This is a genomic window from Armatimonadota bacterium (assembly GCA_016125185.1).
Classification (GTDB): Bacteria; Armatimonadota; Fimbriimonadia; order Fimbriimonadales; family Fimbriimonadaceae; genus Fimbriimonas.
In genome coordinates, this window is record WGMG01000002.1 from 194265 (window position 1) to 213992 (window position 19728).

At 56.6% G+C, this 19728-nt stretch carries 14 protein-coding genes; 7 read left to right on the forward strand and 7 right to left on the reverse strand.

The features are described 5' to 3' along the window. Positions 1–9: 9 nt before the first annotated feature. The gene (locus GC165_04095) at positions 10–660 is read left to right on the forward strand and encodes a nitroreductase family protein (GenBank protein MBI1332043.1); all 651 of its coding nucleotides are present in this window, start codon (positions 10–12) and stop codon (positions 658–660) included. Between the two features lie 504 nt (positions 661–1164). Here the strand turns inward: GC165_04095 and GC165_04100 are convergent. Beyond that, positions 1165–1872 (reverse strand): methyltransferase domain-containing protein, encoded by a 708-nt coding sequence (locus tag GC165_04100; protein MBI1332044.1) that lies wholly within the window; start codon positions 1870–1872, stop codon positions 1165–1167. A gap of 29 nt (positions 1873–1901) precedes the next feature. Between GC165_04100 and GC165_04105 the strand changes: the two genes are divergently transcribed. Continuing rightward, on the forward strand, positions 1902–3686 hold the full coding sequence (locus GC165_04105; GenBank protein MBI1332045.1) for an ATP-binding cassette domain-containing protein: 1785 nt from the start codon (positions 1902–1904) through the stop codon (positions 3684–3686). A 737-nt stretch (positions 3687–4423) separates the two neighbouring features. Here the strand turns inward: GC165_04105 and GC165_04110 are convergent. The 3 genes from GC165_04110 to GC165_04120 all read right to left on the reverse strand — a co-directional run bounded on the left by GC165_04110 (position 4424) and on the right by GC165_04120 (position 8538). Continuing rightward, positions 4424–5404 carry an ABC transporter permease gene (locus GC165_04110; GenBank protein ID MBI1332046.1) on the reverse strand — a complete coding sequence of 327 codons (981 nt, stop codon included), beginning with the start codon at positions 5402–5404 and terminating at the stop codon, positions 4424–4426. Continuing rightward, a complete protein-coding gene (locus GC165_04115) occupies positions 5401–6855 on the reverse strand; it encodes an ATP-binding cassette domain-containing protein (GenBank protein MBI1332047.1) in 1455 nt (484 codons plus the stop codon). Before GC165_04115 ends, GC165_04110 begins: the two co-directional genes overlap by 4 nt. 468 nt (positions 6856–7323) lie before the next feature. Continuing rightward, positions 7324–8538, reverse strand: a complete 1215-nt coding sequence (locus GC165_04120) for a glucose sorbosone dehydrogenase (protein MBI1332048.1) — start codon at positions 8536–8538, stop codon at positions 7324–7326. Between the two features lie 379 nt (positions 8539–8917). Between GC165_04120 and GC165_04125 the strand changes: the two genes are divergently transcribed. Further along, on the forward strand, positions 8918–10819 hold the full coding sequence (locus GC165_04125) for a hypothetical protein (protein ID MBI1332049.1): 1902 nt from the start codon (positions 8918–8920) through the stop codon (positions 10817–10819). Positions 10820–10875: 56 nt separating this feature from the next. On the opposite strand, the gene GC165_04130 is transcribed toward GC165_04125, so the two are convergent. From GC165_04130 to GC165_04140, 3 genes are all read right to left on the reverse strand, one after another. Next, entirely contained in the window at positions 10876–12126 is a 1251-nt protein-coding gene (locus GC165_04130) for a hypothetical protein (GenBank protein MBI1332050.1), read from the reverse strand. 30 nt (positions 12127–12156) lie between these two features. Beyond that, entirely contained in the window at positions 12157–13083 is a 927-nt protein-coding gene (locus GC165_04135; GenBank protein ID MBI1332051.1) for a L,D-transpeptidase family protein, read from the reverse strand. A 126-nt stretch (positions 13084–13209) separates the two neighbouring features. Next, positions 13210–14676, reverse strand: a complete 1467-nt coding sequence (locus tag GC165_04140; GenBank protein MBI1332052.1) for a hypothetical protein — start codon at positions 14674–14676, stop codon at positions 13210–13212. A gap of 1044 nt (positions 14677–15720) precedes the next feature. Here GC165_04140 and GC165_04145 point away from each other — a divergent pair. From GC165_04145 to GC165_04160, 4 genes are all read left to right on the forward strand, one after another. Beyond that, positions 15721–16323, forward strand: a complete 603-nt coding sequence (locus GC165_04145) for a hypothetical protein (GenBank protein MBI1332053.1) — start codon at positions 15721–15723, stop codon at positions 16321–16323. 127 nt (positions 16324–16450) lie between these two features. Beyond that, positions 16451–17770 (forward strand): extracellular solute-binding protein, encoded by a 1320-nt coding sequence (locus tag GC165_04150; GenBank protein ID MBI1332054.1) that lies wholly within the window; start codon positions 16451–16453, stop codon positions 17768–17770. Beyond that, the gene (locus GC165_04155; GenBank protein MBI1332055.1) at positions 17767–18645 is read left to right on the forward strand and encodes an ABC transporter permease subunit; all 879 of its coding nucleotides are present in this window, start codon (positions 17767–17769) and stop codon (positions 18643–18645) included. Before GC165_04150 ends, GC165_04155 begins: the two co-directional genes overlap by 4 nt. A gap of 3 nt (positions 18646–18648) precedes the next feature. Beyond that, complete coding sequence (locus GC165_04160; protein ID MBI1332056.1) at positions 18649–19506, forward strand: ABC transporter permease subunit; 858 nt, start codon at positions 18649–18651, stop codon at positions 19504–19506. Positions 19507–19728: the final 222 nt, after the last annotated feature.

Here is a 19728-nt window from a genome sequence, read left to right on the forward strand (position 1 = left end):
TATTGGGGCATGATTCCCTATTCGCTTTCTCGGCGAAATGACGGCGACTTGATTTCTTCCCTGCGAGATGATCTAACCACCGCTCAAGCAAGGCGGACGGTTCGGATGTTTTCGTCCGAACCGGTGCCGCGTGAGGCGATTGAGCTTGCGATTTCGATTGCGGGCACGGCACCCAGTGGGGCTCATCGACAGCCATGGCACTTCGTCGCGATTTCGGACCCTGAATTGAAGGCGGCGATTCGAGAGAAGGTGGAAGAGGAGGAGCGGGATTTCTATGAGCGGCGCGCGCCCCAGGAGTGGTTAGATGCGCTTGCGCCGCTGGGAACAGACTTCGTGAAGACCCATATCACAGACGCGCCGTGGCTGATCGTGGTGTTTCGGCGTGACTACGATTTGCTCCCTGACGGGGGACGACTGAAGAACTACTACATGACTGAATCGGTCGGGATTGCGGTTGGCTTTCTTATTCAGGCTTTGCATCGAGCGGGATTGGCAACGCTCACTCACACGCCGGCGCCGATGACCTTTCTGCGGGAGATTTGCGGCCGGCCCATCAATGAGAAGCCATTTGTTCTGATGCCAGTCGGATACCCGGCCGAGGGTTGTGTGGTGCCCGATCTGCAGCGCAAGGGACTGGACGAAATCTCCGAATTCCGGTAGCAAAATGGCACGTTTTGGCACGAGGCAGGTCGACACCGCTGTTTCCGATCGTATCCACTTTCTCGTTACTTTATCATTGAATGATTTATCAGATAGCGAAGAAGTGAGCGTTGGCTGTGGCGCAATAGCTGAGCACTAATAACATTGAATATTTCGGAATATTTGCCTAATATTCGTTCAAAATCGGCGGGACCTTGGTCCTAAACGGAACCTAGGATTTGGATCATCGTCTCTCTCACTAGCCATCATTCCTAATCGCATAGCATGATGATCTGTTGTTATTTTTCGGGCAAGGGTGGGGTTTTGACAGGATTGTTGCCTTTGCCTAATTTTTCATTTTGATTGGCACTTCCTCTTTTACCTATAAGATTTTTCTTACACCGGGAACACCTTTTCGCAAGCGTCGTCAATGACTTTAGAATACGTCTAACAGTGCCCTGGGACGACGGTATTCACGACATAGCATTGGGGCGGCTCTCATCGAACTTCATGCCGCCTCTTTTTTTACTTCTTGAACGCGATCCAGGCTCCCCAAAAGAGGCTTGAAAAGAATCGTTGAGGGCGTTCGAAGCCGGTTTGATCCAGGAGCTCTAAAATTTTGTTTTCCGACTTGGGAGGGTCGGCCCCTTCCAGTATTCGGCCCAGCTTGGCGTGAACTTCGGCCTCAGCGACGCCTTGGGACCTCCACCTCTCCGCCCAAGCGCCCAGAAAGAGAGGATGGTCGGCGTAGGCGAGACAGTTGCCCGCAAGCACGAACGGAGCTCCGGTTCGCAAACGCTTCGCGATGGAAGCAAGAAGGTCGATTTTGGCCGACTCTCCAGGAAGATGGTGAAGCACGCCAATCAATGTCGCTCCGTCAAACATGTTGTTTTCTGGCAGGTCGTGAACATACCCCTCGCAAAATTCGACGCGATCGTTCATGTCGGCTTGTCTGATTCGCGATCGGGCGATTTCCATCATTGGAGAGGAAGGGTCAACGGCGGTGAAAGTCCAACCGGCTTCTCGTTCTCCCAACAAAGTGATCTCTTTGGCCGGTCCACCCGCACCAGCGATGAGCAAGCGGCGCTGGGAACCCGCGCCGAGGGCGACTCGTAGTAGGCAAGCAGTAAGTTCGTGACACGCGTCATACCCAGCTAGGGCAATACGACTCTGTTCCTCATACTCTGCTGCCCGCGACGAATCGAATTTCTGCACCCTACCATGCTGACGCAAACCCGACCCTTTATGCCACGATGAAACCAATGCCCGACGAAACTCCTGGACTGAAGCGCCTGTGGCAATATGCCCGCCCGCACCGAAGCCGCGTGGTCGCGGCGACGATCTACACGACTTTAGGCAAGGTGATGGATGTCGTGCCGGAGATTCTTATCGGCGCAGTGATCGACGTGATCGTTCGGGGTCAAAACTCGTTCTTCGCTGTCGAATTTGGCATCACCGACCGGTGGAAACAGCTTATTCTTCTGACGATCGCGAACGGCTTGTGCTGGGTGTTCGAGTCGCTCTTTGGCTACCTCAGCGCGTTGAACTGGCGAAATCTCTCTCAGAGTATCGAGCACGACATTCGGACCGAGTTGTATTCGCACGTGCAGAAGCTGGAGGTTGCCTGGTTTGAAGACACGACGAGCGGCGGCTTGCTCAGCGTTTTGAACGACGACATCAACCAGTTGGAGCGATTTTTGGACGGCGGCGCGGCGTCGATCATCACGGTGTTTTGGAACGTGATTTTGGTGGGCGCGGTGTTCTACGCCAGTTCCCCACTCTTGACGCTTCTGGCGTTCCTGCCGATTCCGATCATTGTTTTGGGTTCGATCAAGTATCAGAAGAGCCTGAAGCCGCGGTATGCGAAGGTGCGCGAGGCGGTGGCAGAACTCAGTTCGACCATCAATACCAATTTGGGCGGAATTACGACGATCAAGGCGTTTACGGCCGAGGATCGGGAGGCGAAGCGGATCGCGAAGGTTTCGGACGACTATCGTCTGGCGAACGAAGAAGCGATCAAGTATTCGGCGGCGTTTGTGCCGCTGATTCGGATGGTGATTCTGGCGGGCTTTACGTGCACGCTCGTTTTCGGAGGATGGCTGGTGCTGAACGGCAAGATGCAGGTCGGCATTTATTCGGTGCTGGTGTTCATGACGCAGCGCCTACTGTGGCCGATGACGAGCCTGGGCGATACGTTGGATCTGTATCAGAGGGCGATGGCGTCGGTTAAGCGCATCTTCGATCTGCTGGGAGTCGAGCCGAAGATGCCGGAAGGGGTCCAAGCGCTTGAGGCTCCCGTGCGAGGCGAGATTCGGTTTGAGGGCGTTCGATTCGGTTACGAAGAAGGCACAGATATTCTGAAAGGGATCGACCTGCATGTGCCGAGTGGCGAGACTCACGCGATCGTTGGGGCGACTGGCGCGGGCAAGTCGACGGTTATTCGGTTGTTGCTCCGGTTCCACGACCCGGTTGCGGGTCGGGTTTTGATCGACGGGCAGGACCTGAAGACGCTTTCGTATACCAGCTTGCGAAGCGCCTCGGGGTACGTCAGTCAGGACGTCTTTTTGTTTCACGGCACCGTGCGAGATAACATCGCGTACGGCCGCCAAGATGCCTCGGACGAGGAGATCGAGAATGCGGCGAAGTTGGCGGAGGCGCACGAGTTTATTCTTGCTTTGCCGAACGGGTACGCAACAGTGGTTGGTGAGCGCGGACAAAAGCTCTCGGGCGGCCAGCGGCAGCGGCTTTCGCTTGCGAGGGCGATCCTGCGCGATCCGGCGATTCTGATTTTGGATGAGGCGACCTCGGCGGTGGACAACGAAACCGAAGCGGCGATTCAGCGGTCGCTCGCGCATGTGACGAAAGGTCGGACTTCGGTCGTGATCGCGCACCGGTTGTCGACGGTACGCGATGCGGATCGGATTTGGGTATTGGAAGCGGGTCAGGTTACGGAGTCGGGGACACACGACGAGCTGATCCGGAACAATGGCTTGTATGCGGCGCTGTGGCGGGTTCAGACGGGTGAGCTTGTGGCGGCGGGGGTTTAGTTTATCTGCGGCCCAGCAAAGCTTTCAGCCCCCCTCCGGTTCACTTCGTTCACCGACTCGGCAGGGCTGCGACGTGTTGGTAATTCATATGGCGGGCGAGACGCCCACCCTCCGACGTCTTCATGGTGGGCAGGATGCCCACCCTCCCAATGGCTTCGCAATGCGATATTGGTGGGCAGTTCCGACTTTCTAGCGAGGGCAAGATGCCTCCGCCCCCAAACACAAGTCCGTAAAGAGTTCACGAATGGTTGACCAATTTGGTCTCCCCTCCGTCTTCCGCTTTCAGCGGAATCCACCTCCCCGCTGGGGCGGAGCGTGGTGTATCGACTTGGCTGGAGAGTTTTCGTGGATGAACAAAGATCACCCACCCTTCTTCTGGAAGGGGAATTTGGTTTGGCCGTCGCTTTTCGAAGCGCTGGTCAAGAGGTCTCGTCTTTTGGCGACTTTGAACCTCAGAACCTCGGCTTGGAGATTCAAGAGTCGTCGAAAGCCTCGGCACTGAGGAAGCGCTTACCGGGCCTTTCCGCAACGCCCTGCCGGATGACCACTACTCGCCGAAGGTTGGACTCCCAGTTTCATGCGAAGCCACATTATTGGCAGGCGAGACGTCCACCCTGCTGGTTTAGCGAAGCAGGCTTCGCTGATTGAAAGCTCAAGCAGGCTCGAGCACTCCATATGGGCTGACCTACTTCGTCGATCTTCCGCAGGCGAGGCCGCCCGCCCCCCCCCCTCCCATTCTAGGCGGGTTCGGGGGCGACTTTGGCGGGGCGGGACATGCGGTAGCGGTCCAGGGCGACGGCGACAACGATGATGGTTCCGGTGATGATTTCCTGAATCCAGTTGTCGATGCCGAGCTGAGAACAACCCATATTGATCGTCGTCATGATCAGGGTTCCAATCGCGGCGCCGAGCATGTTTCCTTCGCCACCCAGAAGGCTTCCGCCACCGATGACAACGGCGGCGATCATCTTGAGTTCTTCACCCACGGCGATGGTGGGGTCACCGATGCCGACACGGGAAACCTGCATGAGGCCAGCGATGCCAGCAAAGAGGCCGCCGATGGTGTAGACACCAATCTTGACGCGGGAAATATTGATGCCGCAGAGGCGCGCGGTCTTTTCGTTTGAACCCACCGCAACGACGTTTCGGCCGAAGACAGTGCGGTGCAGGACCCACGTCATGACGATGAGCAGAGCAATCCAAACCCAACCACCCTTGGGGATGACCTGCCACTTCTCGGTCTTGCCGAGGGCGGCAGTGAACATGTGAATCCAGGTGTCGGGGACGCTACTGACGGTTTGCTCGTGGGAGAAGCCTTTGGCAACGCCGCGGAAAATGAGCATGGTGGCAAGCGTGACGATGAAGGGTCCGACCTTGAGTTTGGCGACCAAAAGTCCGTTGATGAATCCCGCGATGAGGCCGCATAGGATACTGACTCCAATACCGATGAACGGGTTATTCGTCGCTTTGAGAGCGATGGCCACGACGACGGTCGTGAGCGCGATGGTGGAGCCGGGGCTGAGGTCGATGCCGCCAGTCATGATGACGTAGGCCATGCCGATGGCACCGAGACCGACGATGACGGCCTGGCGCATCATGAGTTCGAAATTGCCTGGCGTCAGGAACGAATGATCGCTGTAGACGTGGAGCAGGACCCCGAAGATAATGCAGATGACCACCCAGGCCAAGAACACGCCAAGCACACCTTTGGCTTTCATGAAACTACGCACAACTCCATCAGCTTTTCTTGATTGGTCTCGCTCACCGGCACGAAGTCGGAGAGGCGACCACGGCTCATCACCGCGACCCGGTCGCAAATTCCCAATAGTTCCGGCAGGTATGAGCTTACGATCAGCACCGCTTTGCCCTCCTTCGCCAGTCCGTCGATTAGTTCGTAGATTTCGGCTTTACTGCCGATGTCGATGCCGCGGGTGGGTTCATCGAGGATGAGCACGTCGCAACCTGAGTGAAGCAGACGGGCGATGGCGACCTTCTGCTGGTTTCCGCCGGAGAGCTCGCCGATGTTTTGGGTCACCGTTCGCGTTTTGACCCGCAGCTTTTTGGCAAATTCATCGGCGACCTTGTCATTTTCTTTGGCAGAGAACGTCCAGCCCTTGCGGCCCGGAAAGGTCAGGTTTTCGGCGATCGACATGGTGAGAGCCAGCCCTTCTTCCTTTCGGTCCTCGCTGAGGAAGCCGGCCCCGGCAAGCCACGACGACTGGATCGACTTGGGGTGGTTTGAGCCGATGGTGATTTGACCGACCTTGACGGAGTCGAGGTGGAAGATGGCGCGAAGGAGTTCGGTTCGCCCAGCACCGTTTAGTCCGGCGATGCCGCAGACCTCGCCGCGATGGAGGGTGAAGCTTGCGTCGTTTGGTTTTTGGCCCGCGCCGGTGAGGTTTTCGACGGTGAGAAGCGGTTCGCCAGGGACACGTGTGGATCGGGGGAACAGTTCATTCATCTCGCGGCCAACCATGTGGCGGATGATTTCCGGCTCGGTGATGTCCTTCATGTGCGAACCGTAGACCATCGAGCCATCGCGGAGGATGGCGATGCGGTCGGCGATTTCGCGGAGTTCATCCAGGAAGTGGGAAATGTACACGATGCCCTTGCCTTGATCCTTCAGCCTCAGGACGAGGTCGAACAGCTTATGGATGTCGGCTTTGGTAAGGCTGCTGGTGGGCTCGTCGAGGAGGACGTATTCGGCGTTGATGGCCTGGGTGCGAGCGATCTCGACGACCTGCTGGAGCGAAATCGAGAGGCTTCGAATTTCGGTGCGGGGGTCGAGGTTGGGGTAGCCCAACATCTCGAGGATAGGTTTGGCTTTGGCTTCGGCGTCTTTGGGCGAAAAACCGCCGAGGCCCATTTGACCGAGGAAGATGTTCTCGGCGACGGTCATATGGGGGCAGAGCGCGAGTTCCTGGTGGACGAGCGAGACTCCGTGGGCAAGGGCATCTTGGGGGCTTCGCGGGACGTACGGCTTTTCGCTGAGCGTAAGTTCACCGGTATCTGGCCGTTCCTCGCCGGAGATGATGCGCATCATCGTGCTTTTGCCGCTTCCGTTTTCGCCAGCGAGGGCGAGCACTTCGCCGGGACGCACCTGGAGGGAAACGTTGATGAGCGCCCGGGTCTGGCCATAGCTCTTATGAATTCCTTTGGCTTCCAGCATCGCAAACGTTTCCGGCTATATGTTGTACCTGTTTGAGGCGCGGCTGAATGTGCCGTGAATACTTGATTCACGGTTGGCGATAAGGATAGTTAGGGAGGGGTGTCAGGCTCTCTGGTCTTGAGTCTTGGTCAATATGTGGAGTGGCAGTCCCGATTCGATTCGCTCATTCACCTCGTGAGGCTCGGCGGGAACCTCGTGATGCCCACCTTCCCGGTCGATCTCCATGTTCTGGCAAGGAAGAATCGGATTTCTACTCCGAGACTCTGCGGCTTACCACAGGACGGGCGTCTTTGCCCCCAAGGGGCAATTCACTTTTGGTGGGCAAGATGCCCACCCTCCCAGTAGCATCGCTGTTCCCTTTCAAATTGTGGCGGTCGAAATATAGAGTTAATGTGCGCGCAGTTTTGGCTCTCTTGAACCCTCAGAACCTCCGCATTCAAGTTCAAAAAGTGAGACTCCGACCTCGTTCTAAGGAACGAGGCGGACAAGGGTGCCGTTGTTGAGGTTCACGACCATGATTTCGCCGTTACGATCGGGGTTGAAAGAGACTGGGCCGGAAATATCCGTTCCGTTGAGGGATGAATTGATGTCGCTGGTGTGATCCATGGATGCCCCGAGCGAAGTCGAGACGGCTTCACCACCAGAACGAGCGAACGGGATCGAGACGATCTTCGAGGTGATGTAGTCACCGAAGAAGTACCGACCTTGAAGGCTGGCATCGAGGGCGGTGCCATGGTAAACGAATCCGCCGATGATCGATTCACCGAAGCCATGGCCGTACTCGAAGAACGGGTCGCTAAACGGAGTTGAGAACGCAGGGCCAGGGTTTCCGGTGCCGTGGAGACCTTCGCGGAGGCTCCAACCAAAGTTGCGTCCTCCACCCGAGATTGGCACATAATCGACCTCTTCGTAAGCGTCCTGACCGACATCGGCGATGAGGAATCCGTTGGAAGTGGAATCGAAAGTCCATCGGAACGGATTTCGGAGCCCGAACGCCCAGATTTCGGGGTTGACACCGGCCGTATTGAACCAAGGATTGTCGGTCGGGACGTGGTAGTTCTGTTCGGGGTCGCCAGCAAAATCGTCGGACGTTACGTCGATGCGGAGGATTTTGCCTAGGAAGGATGTGGGAGTTTGGGCGTAATTGTTGGGGTCGTTGCCACTGCCACCGTCGCCAGTCATTAGATAGAGCATTCCGTCGGAGCCGAAGTTGATGGAGCCGCCTTTGTGGTTGGCGGTGACCGGTTGCTGGAAGGAGAAGATCGGGAAGGGATTGCTCATGGTGAGCCCATCGCCGCTCATGGTGTAGCGGACGATCCGGGTTTCAATAGGCGAACCGGCATTGTAGTGCAGATAGACGTAGTGGTTTGAGGAGAAATTGGGGTCGAAGGCCATGCCGAGAAGACCACATTCGCCGTCGGTAACGACGGTCCCGCTGATATCGAGGACATCGGCGGATTGAAGGACGTCGTTGGTGAGGAGGCGTACGTGGCCAGGGCGCTCGATAACGTAGGCGAGAGTGGGGCTAGCGGGGTTGACCAGGTACAGCATCGGCTGGTTGAAGCCAGAGGCGACGAGTTGACCGTGGATGGCGGGGACGGGGGCGCTGGTGGACGATCCTCCGCAGGCGAGAAGCACGGCGAAAAAGAGAGCGGCGAATACCCAACGAACCCTTGCGAGCATTCGGCAATTATACTGGGGGACCTCGGTATTCCTTGCGATTTGCGCCTGATTCGTGAGCGGGACGCTCGCGGTCTCCTAGTCTTTGCGATGGCTAGAAGCCTCTGCCCGAAACATGCTCCGACTCGTAACCTCGGCCGAGCCTGCCACGGCTGGTTCTGTTGGCCCCGGTAGCAATACTGATGACTAATGTATACAATTAGGTCAAGATTCTAATCTTTAATATCGACTAAAAAGTCAAGATAACTCTTATAAAATCACTGCTTGCATGTATTGCTGTGCTTTGATACCATTAGGTATGGTGGGTTTGCCATCGAGTATAGGGTTGGGGTAATCGCGCGTGGCCCAAGTCATGGCAAAGTACTGATAAGGCAGATATCGAATGAGAAAAAGACTTTTTGGCTTTGCGCTTGCAACCATGCTTGGCGTTGGGCTGTCGGCTATGGCGTCCGCCCAGAGTTGGACGCGAGTAGGATCGAACGGCCCCCCTAACGCCGGTTGTCCGCTCCTCCTGACCGACGGACGCGTCATGGTCCACAGCATTAGCTCCAACCAATGGTGGACCCTGACTCCGGACAGCACCGGCAGCTATATCAATGGCACCTGGAAGCAAATCGCCAGCATGCCGTCGAACTACGCTCCGCTCTACTTCGCGTCGGCAGTTCTGAAGGACGGCCGGGTGGTGGTTATCGGTGGCGAATACAACTTTGGCGCCAGCGCCTGGACGAACTTAGGCGCTTGGTACGACCCGGCTAAAGACAAGTGGACGGCGCTTTCGGCTCCGTCGGGCTGGAACAACATCGGCGACGTGCAATGCGCGGTCATGCCGGACGGCCGATTCTTCTTGGCTTCGCTCGACACCCGAATGGCTTCGCTGGATCCCTCGACTATGTCTTGGACAACTCTTCCGACGACCGGCAAACTGGGCGTTTTCAATGAAGAGGGATGGACGCTGATGCCCAATGGCACGCTTCTGTCGGTCGACTGTGTGGCCGCACCAGAAACGCAACAATACATTCCGAGCCAAGGCAAGTGGGTCAGCGCGGGTCAGACCCCGCAGACTTTGGTGGACGCTGGTTCCGAAGAAATGGGTCCGCAGATCCTGATGCCGAACGGCAAAGTCATCGCCCTCGGTGCAACCGGACACAACGCGGTTTACACTCCAGGAACGAACATTGGCGACCTCGGTACGTGGACTTCCGCTCCTGACCTTCCGGTTCTGGGTGGCGGTCAGCTCGGCCTCGCCGACGCTCCGGCCTGTTTGCTCCCGAACGGTCACGTGATCTTTGGTGCCAGCCCGGGCGTTTTCGCCAGCAGCACCTTCTTCTTCGACTACGACGGAACGAGCTTTACGCAGATTGCGGCGACGCCGAATTCGCAGTTCAACTCCTGCTACCAGGGCAACATGTTGATGCTGCCGAGCGGCCAGGTGATGTACACGGACTTCAGTTCGGATGTGGAAATCTTCACGCCGACGGGCACGGCCCAAACGGCTTGGAAGCCGGTCATCACGTCTTACCCGACCGTTTTGACGATCGGCAAAACGCTGACCCTGAAAGGCAAACAGCTTAACGGCCTCAGCCAGTGCAGCAACTACGGCGACGACAGCTCGAACGCTACCAACTATCCGCTTGTGCGATTGACGTACAAGAGCAACGGAAAGGTGGTGTACCTGAAGACGCACGACCACAGCACGATGGCGGTCGCCACGGGCAGCACGGTCGTTTCGACTCAGTTCGACGTGCCGCTTACGGCGACGTTGGGTAACGCGACGCTTGAGGTCGTGACGAACGGTATCGCTTCGGACAAGGTCGATATCACGGTTTCGAAGGATGCGATTAAGCCGGAAGCCGTCGGTATGTACGAAGGCGCGGCCAGCTCCGGTACGGTCACCAGCGTCATCAACTCGGATGACTCGTACTTTGTGGTGGCTTCGACATCTCTGCGAGGTCTTGGTCAGGTCGCTTCGGCTTGGTCTCAGTTCCCGGTCACAGGCACACCGTCCGCGTTGACGTTCGACTTCGAGACGAGCGTAACGACCCCGGTACAGCTCATCTACTTCGTGTACAACTGGAGCACCGGTACTTATGATTCGTTCGGTAATGCGCCGCAGACCGCGACGGATTCGACGACCGAGTTCACGATCCAGAACACGAACGGGAACTACGTGAGCAGCCAAGGCAAGGTGAAGATCCTGCTTCGTGCGATCAGCCCAACTCGATCGAACCGTATCGCTCCCGTCATCAAGCTGCGAGTCGACAAGGTTTCGCTGGTTTCCAGCTAGACCTCATCCATAAAAAAGCCCCGGAGAATTTCTCCGGGGCTTTTTTTGTTCGGCGACTAGGATTGGGGATTCTGAACGATGCGGAGAATTTCGCCTCGATAGAGTTGGACGAGAATAGGTTCGCCGTTTGCATCGGGCGCTACACAGACCGGGGCGTTGATGACGCTTCCCTGCCCAGACAGGCTCGCATTGATCGTGGATGTGTGGTTGTAGACATCGCTTTCCAGCATCGCGGGCGGCTGGTCGCCGGAGACATTGAATGCGATTGAGTCGATGGTCGGAGCGAAGGCGTCGGCGAAGATGTATCGGCCTCGGAATTGCGGGTCGAGCCCCTTGCCTCGATAAATGAAGCCTCCTACGGTTGCGCGATAAGACGGGTGCGAAAGGGCGACCACGGGAGGCGTGAAGTCCTGCGAGAACGCTGGCTGGTCCTGGAAGAAACTCTCATTACCTTCCATCCAGCGCCATCCGAAGTTCAGACCACCTTTGCCAGCCGGAATATAGTCAATCTCTTCCCACTTGTCTTGCCCAACATCGACGAGGAGCAATGCTCCAGAGTTTGGGTCCACCGACCAACGGTAGGGATTGCGGAAGCCAACGGCCCAGATTTCGGGGAGGATGGTGCTGGAGTTGGCGAATGGATTGTCGGAAGGGATCGCGTAGTTCTTTTCCGGGTCCGAGGGGAAGCCGTCGTGAGCGACGTCGATCCGAAGGACTTTTCCGAGGAGGCTCGTACCACTCTGGCCATTATTGGCGTCATCCTCGGGGGTAGAGCCATCGCCGAGAGCCATGTAGAGCATGCCGTCTTTGCCGAAGTTGATTGAGCCGCCTTTGTGGCTGGCGGTCGGCTGGTCGATGCCGATGATCTCGTAGGGATCGGTGAGGACCGTGCCGTCGGCGCTCATTGTGTAGCGGTAGACCCGGGTTTGCTCGGGCGTCGTATTGACGTCGTAGTGTAGGTAAACGTAGTTGTTCGACGAGAAATTGGGGTCAAAGGCCATGCCAAGCAGTCCGCTTTCGTTTGCGGTGATGATGTCGGCGGATACGTCCAGAACGGGACTTGACTGAAGGACATCATTCACCAAAAGCTTTACCTTTCCGCCTTTTTCGAGTACATAGGCGCGAGACGGATGGACCGGATCGGCAATATAGTACAGAGGCTGGGTTAGCCCAGTGGCAATCACCTTGGCTTCGAGGTTTGCTTTCGCCGGATCAAATTCGGCAGTCGTCGAGGAGCCGCCACATGCCAAGCAAACGCCGATAAGTGCGGCCAAAGCTAGGTTTCTTGTAAGGGTAGACACCCGGATATTGTACTAGGGTCGGCTTTCCCTGTCAGCCTAATCGCCGCCCTTTCGTTTTCGGCTGCGGTTTTCCCAAGAGTAGGTGCCCGATATCTTGGCATCGACACCGCTCTCAAGCCAATGGTAGAGGTAGCGAGCCGGGTTTTTGTGGCTCAGAGGAATGCGAACGCAGCCGTGCGAGGCAGGATAAGGAGGTACCGACGAGTAGCCGTGGAAGAAGACGTCGCCGTTGACCTGAATGGCGTAGGGCATGGGGGCGTTTTCGTACTTGTGCGAGTAGTGCATCCGCTCTTTGGGTCCGGTCACGAATTCGCCGTTCGGCGTATGATGCCCCGGACGGCCGGTGCTGACGTTGGTGCGGATGACGACAATATCGCCTTGATAGCCAACCAACTCCTGCTCGCCTTGGTCGACTTCGACGCGCTTTTTGCCGACCACCACTTTGAATTCGGATTCGTCGGTCACGACGGTGAGTTCATGGGTTTCAGGGTTGGGGTAGAGGGTTCCGCCGAGTTTGGCGAGGTCGCGGACGGCGAGCAGAGTTTGACCGTTGTAGGTGCGGCGAAACTGGGTGAGCAATTGATCGCCGATGGTCAGCGTTTTGCCATCATCCGAGACGGCGATGTTGAGTCCGAGGTAGTCGGCAGCCTTGCGGGCTATTACGTATGTCGTGCCGGATTCATCGGCAAAGGTGATCGCCGTGAGAGGGTCGAGCAACTTTCGAGTTGGAGCGGGCGGTGTGGCAGGGACAGTAGTGGCGGGAATGCCTTGTTGGGCAGGGGCGCCGGATTGGAATTTGATATCGCCACCCGCGTAGGCGAGGGTAAAAGCGCCGGTACCAACGAACATGGTGAACCCGACGCACCACGGAATGCTCCGACACCAAGCGGAGTTCGAACTCGATAGAGCTACATCACCCATAAACCCATCCGAACGGAGCAGAAATCTCCAACGGGAAAGCATGAATTTATCGCATCTGAGAAGCGAAGTCAAGCACCAATGTCCCAATTTGAATTGAGAAAGTTACAAATTGTGGTCAGTAAATCCGACGCCCTCCACTCTCTGCGGAGGGCGTCGGTTGGTTTGCGGTTAGGCGACCTTATCGATGGAGATATTGAGCGAGCCCAAGAACTTGCTCGTAATTTGCTCCAAGTTCTTTGCGGACTGGTTCAGCAACTTGACGACGAGGTCCATTTCTCTCAGGCTTTCGTTCTGCGATTTGAGCGCGCTCGAAATTTGGTCGACGTGGCTCGCGACCTCCTGGGAGGTGGCGGTCAGTTCTTCGGCAGCGGAAGCAGACTCTTCGCTACTGGATTCGACGGTTGAAACGCTTTCCGACAGTGTGCCGGTCACTTCGACGAGTCGGCTGACTGCGGCATCGTTTGCCTTGGCCGTATCGCCAACAATTTTGAACGACTCGAGAATCTTGCTGAGAGACCCTTCGGCACCTTCGCCAGCGGACGTGGCAACGGCGACCTCTTCTTTGCTGCGGTGCATTGCGGCCATGATTTCGGCGACGTCGGTTTGGATGAGAGTGATCAAATCCGAAATGCTCTGCGTGGAGCCCGCGGCTTTTTCGGCGAGGTTACGAACCTCGCTGGCGACGACGGCAAATCCGGCACCGTGCTCACCGGCTCGGGCGACCTCGATGGCCGCGTTGAGGGCGAGAAGGTTAGTTTGGGCGGCAATGTCGGTGATGGCCGACACAATGCTGCCAATTTCGTCGCTTCGGACGCCAAGGTCTTCGACCTTTTGGCTCGAATCTTCGACTTGGTCTCGGACCCGCTTCATGCTCGAGATGGCACGAAGGACGGACTCTTTGCCCTCGCTTACAACACCTACAGCCTGCCCAACGGCGGTTGACTGTTGGCCGGCGCTGTCTTGGACGACTTCGATCGCTCCGGAGAACTGAACCATTGAGCCCGACGCTTCCGTTGCGGCTTTGGCGAGCCTTTGGCTGCCTTCGGCCACGCAGGTTGAGGCGTTCGACGACTGTTTGGCGGCTTCGGCGACCATCGAACTCGTATCACTAATGTCTTGAATCGATTCGACGGAAGCTTGGATAGCGGCCACGAGGGCATTGGTACTTTTGTGGACCGATTCGGCTTCGGTGATCATCGATGCAATGATCGACTTGAGGTTCTCGGCCATGTCGTTGAAGGCGTGGCCAAGCTTGTCCTCGCCGCAGCGGACGATAAATCGGGCACCGAGATCACCACCGGAAAGTCGCTCAGCAGCCTGAGCAAGTTCGCGCTGGTAGTCGACGATCTCTTGGATGGCGGCGGCGACTTCACACTCGTTCGGGTCTCCGGCATGGAGCGAAGCGGCCTCAATGTCTCCCTTGGCGAAGGCGGGAACGGCATCCCAAAGCTTCTTGATTGATTTCGCGTGCTTTTCGGCTGAGCGTCGGACATAGAAAAGGAACGCAATAACCATCGCCGAGATGATCATGCCAAAGATGAAGAGTTGGCGAGCCGCACGGACTGCATGCCCCGACCAGAATGCGCTGTTCGACTTTCCGGCCCAAAGGAGCCACTTGCCGTTTACATCCTTCATGTCGAAGTCGATGGTTTGGCTGAAGAGGAGCTTCGAGTCGGCGCGTCCTGCTTTTGCGCTAGCGTTGTCGGTCGCGATCCCCTTGCCGTTTCCAGCCGTGTAATAGTTTTCGGCGGTGTTGACAATGCCATAGTCACCTGAACCGAGAGAGTCCTCGATCGCGTGAGTGAGCATGACTCCGCTGATACACCCCTTAAGCTTGCCGTCCGGTCCGAAAAACGGAACGGAGTAAACGATGCCCGAGCGATCCTTATCGTTTGGATGTTTGACGTCATATCGCGAGTTGTCGCACGTGATGACTTCGGGGCCACAGATGGCGGGAAAGTTCAGGTCCTTGATGTACGTCTGGTTAGGATAATGCTGTTTGAGGTACGCCAACTGCTTCTTCATCAGTCGGTACTCGTAGATTTCGATCTCCTCTACCTTCTCGCCTTCGGGTACGGCTTCTCCCTCTTCCGTATTCTTGGTTTGACCAAGGATCAGTTCGTCAAATGTCGTGATCGGAATCTGCCCCTGCTTGGTTACGGGGTCGATCTTGTCGGGGTCGAGATCGAGGGGAACGATATAGACTTCAGAGAGAGCGACGTTGCTGGCAAGGTTGTTGTAGATTTCCTGGACCGCGCCCTTTGCGTCCGTGTTGAAATTCTTGGCGTAGCGGTCGATGTCGCGAACCCCGGGAAGGCGGGCGATAGTTCGTAGACCCTGATAGAACTGGGCGAAATCGCCTTCGAGTTTGTCGGCCTTGACGCGGGCCGCGTGCGCTTGGTCGTCCACATACTCGCGTTTAGCGATCTCGATGTCGTCGTTGTACTTGGCTAGCAGTCCGAAAAAGACAAGTGGAACGGCGGCGATTAATGCGATCAGAGTGAGCTTTGATCTCATAAAACACCCCACAAAAGTACGAGGTTCATTACTAAAACTATTGGAGAATCGTTGCGTGATCCTTACCGGAGGCCCTGATAAATCGCCAAACTTTCGCGTTCAATAGCTCCCAAACAGAATCCAAACAACTCTTCCCTAGACTTAGCCGAAAGTGAGGATGGGATGAAGAAATCACACGCAACACTCGCCATTTCGTCGTTAGCCGCCATCGCCGCGTTTGCCGTGGCCGGACAGGTACGCGGATCGCAGGAAAGCGCCCACGGCGCATCGCCCGACTGGACGATTTCGATCAGCGGTGGACACGAAACCGAAGGGGTCGATCGAGGGCGACCAGTGAATTTGGTGGCCGGTGGTCTGGGCGTCAAGCCAGAGGTGTTTCGGGAAGCATTCAGCCATGTTCGCCCAGCCCCGGCGGGGCAGCGCCCCGACGAGCAGCGCGTCCACATGAACAAGCAGGCCTTGCTCTCTGCGCTACAGCCGTACGGCATCACGAACGAGCAGTTGGATACGGTTTCCAATTACTACCGTTACCGCCGTGAGCAAGGCGAAATGTGGCCGACGGCAGAAGCTACCGCCGTGGCCATCCTGCAGAAAGGGGCTTTGACGTCGATCAAGATCGACAAAGGCGGGTCCGGCTACAATTCGGTTCCGACGGTGACCATTGCTGGCCATCCGGAGATCAAATTGAAAGCGGTCCTTTCGTACGGAAAGGACCTAAAGAATAACGGTTCCATCTCGGAAATTCAGATCGTCAAGAACCTCTGATTTCGCCTCCCCACTTTCCGGTTTGCGTCGGAAAGTGGGGTTTTGTTTTATGTTCTTGAACATATTTCGCAGACAATCAAATGCAATCACTAGCGAAGTCGGCACTCATGCACTATGCTAAGAGGACGTGTCGCCGAAGACCATCGCCGGACTCACCTTAACCTTCGCTGCAATGGCGGGGGCCTTGTACATTGGCGAAACGTCGGTTTCGCGCAGTGCCCGGCAGGACCGTGTCACGGTTGTGTACTGGGAGAAGTGGACCGGCGCAGAGGGCGAAGAGATGCGCAAGGTGGTCGATGCCTTTAACCGGTCGCAGGATCGCATCTTTGTGCAGTACCTCAGCATTTCGGGTGTGGACCAGAAGACGATGCTGGCTACCGCCGGTGGCAACCCTCCAGACGTGGCGGGTATTTGGCTCGACCAGATTTATCAATTTTCGGACGCCGGAGCCTTGACCGACTTGACCCAAATGGCGAAAGAAAGCGGTTTGGGACCGGACTACTACATCAAGGGCTATTGGGACCCACTCAATTATCGCGGCGGGCTTTGGGCGTTGCCAAGCACTCCCGCGTCGATCGCTCTGCACGTACGCACCGACCTAGTGCCAGCGAAGTATGCCTCGCCTGAGACTTTTCCCAAGACCATCGAGGGATTGGACGAAATGAACAAGGAGGTCTCGAAAATCAGTAAGGACGGCACAATCGAATTGGCGGGCTTTCTACCGAGCAATCCCGGCTGGTGGAACTGGGCCTGGGGACCATATTTCGGCGGACAGTTGATCGATGGCGATAAGATTACGGTGAACTCGCCGGAGAATATTCGAGCGTTTGAATGGGTGGCGAAGTACGCAAAAATGTTTGGCCCGAAAGAGATGCAGAGCTTCCAGAGCGGTTTTGGAAACTTCTCGTCACCGCAGGACCCCTTTATGTCGGGCAAAGTTGCAACCGAGTTGAATGGCGTTTGGAAGGGTGGTTACATCAATGTGTACAAGCCGGACACAAAGTGGTTTGCGGTTCCCTTTCCGTATCCATCGGATCGGCCCGATTTAGCGGGCCACTCCAACCTCTCGCAGGACGTGCTGACAATTCCGCGCGGGGCGAAGCACCCCAAGGAAGCATTCGAGTTTATGCGGTTCGTGCAGCGGCAGGACATCATGGAGGGGCTGTGCAACGGCCACGGCAAGAACTCGCCGCTGGCGCAGGTGAGCGAGCACTTTTTCCAAAACCACAAGAACAAATACATTCGACTTTTCGACGCGCTCGCTCGCTCGCCGAAGTCGTTTAGCCCACCGAAGATCGGCATCAACCAGCAGATTTCCAACGAAATGACAGTGGCATTCCAGGAAGTCAATAACGGCGATAAGACACCAAAGCAGGCTCTGGATGATGCGGAGACGCGTTTGAATGCGCTTTGGAAGACCTACCAAGAGCAGGTGCTGAACAAATGAACCGTCGGCGCGAGGCGCGGGTCGGCATCCTCTTCGCCCTACCGTGGATCCTCGGGTTTGGGATCTTCCTGCTCTATCCGATTCTGGCTTCGCTGTACTACTCGTTCACCAACTACTCGATTTTGCGGGCTCCGAAATGGATTGGTGTCTCGAATTATCAGGAGTTAGTCGGGGACAAGGTCTTCATTCAAAGCATGGGGAACACGCTGTACTACCTAATCGGGGCGGTGCCGCTGGGCTCGGTAGGGGCGATTGGCCTCGCCATGCTTTTGAACACGAAGGTAAAGGGCATCGCTTTCTACCGCACACTGTTCTATTTGCCTTCGCTGGTGCCGATGGTGGCGCTCGGGACGCTGTTCATGTGGGTGTTCAACGGCGACTACGGTTTGCTGAACAGCGTTTTGCGCGAGATGCACATCAGTCCGCCGAACTGGATGGGCGATCCTTCGTGGGCGAAGTGGACGCTGATCATGATTTCGACCTGGGGGTGCGGTCAGGCAATGGTGATTTACCTAGCGGCGCTTCAGGACGTGCCGGTTTCATTGTATGAAGCCGCGGAATTGGACGGCGCGCGGCTTTGGCAAAAGACGCGGAACGTGACTCTGCCGATGATTTCGCCGGTCATTTTGTTCAATGTTCTGATGGGAATGATTGGGGCTTTGCAGGTTTTTGCGGTGCCGTACGTGATGTTCCCCGGCGGAGCTCCGGCGCGCTCGACCTACTTCTTCACCAGCTATCTTTACGACAACGCCTTTCAGTATCAGCGTATGGGCTACGCCAGCGCCATCGGCTGGGTGATGTTCGTCATTACCTTGACTTTGACCCTGATCTCGCTGAAGGTTTCCGACCGCCACGTGCATTATGAGAGGAGCTAACCGATGACGAATACGCAACGCCGCACCTTGCAGACGATCCTAACGCACTTCGTTTTGATCGTGTTGGGGCTGATCTTCGCCGCGCCGTTCCTGTGGGTGATCTCGACGGCGGTCAAGCCGATCGGGGAGACAATGACGAGCCCGCCGAAGTGGATTCCGTCGGAGATCAAGCTGTCGAACTTTCCGGATGCGATCACTTACAACAGCAAGGAGCTGGGCTATATTCCGCTTTTGGTGTATGCACGAAATACAATCGTGGTCACGATTCTGTGCGTGTGCGGGGCGGTGGCATCGAACGCGATCGTGGCGTACTCGTTTGCGCGGCTGAAGTGGCGAGGGCGGGACACGTTCTTTGCGATCACGCTGGCGACGATGATGATTCCTTTTCCGGTTTTGATGGTGCCGACGTTTTCGCTCTTCAAGGCCTTGGGCTGGGTAGGAACCTTCCGCCCGTTGTGGGTTCCGGCGTTCTTCGGAGGGGCTTTCAACATTTTCCTATTGCGGCAATTCTTTAAGACGATTCCGTCGGAGTTGAGCGAGGCAGCGAAGATCGACGGGGCGAGCGAAATACGGACGTTTACGAGCGTGGTCGTGCCTTTGGCGCGGCCCGCCCTGACGGTCGTGGCGATCTTCACGTTCATGGGGACATGGAACGATTTTCTTGGTCCGCTTATCTATCTGGTGGACCAGAAGACGTTTACGCTGTCGCTTGGTTTGCAGGCGTATCAGACTCAGCACGGCGGGACGCCGTGGAACCTGCTGATGGCGGCGACGTTGTTGGTGATTCTGCCGTTGGTGATCGTGTTCTTCTTTGCGCAGAAAGTGTTTATTCAGGGGATTGCGACGAGCGGGATTAAGTAGGGGGAGCCGCTTTTCTGTTCCCCACTCCGGTTCGCTTTGCTCACCGTCCCCCTCATTGGAGGTAGCGTGGCTAATAGGCTCTTTCGCTAGTCTTGCGGAACGCGAATCAGCCTCGCCGGTTGCAGAGAGCAAGTCGGAATCACCCGCTTTGGCACAGCCGAGGGGTCCCGCATTCTGCGGGATTCAGTTTGCACATCTTCGACAGTCATTTTGGGGTCGCTT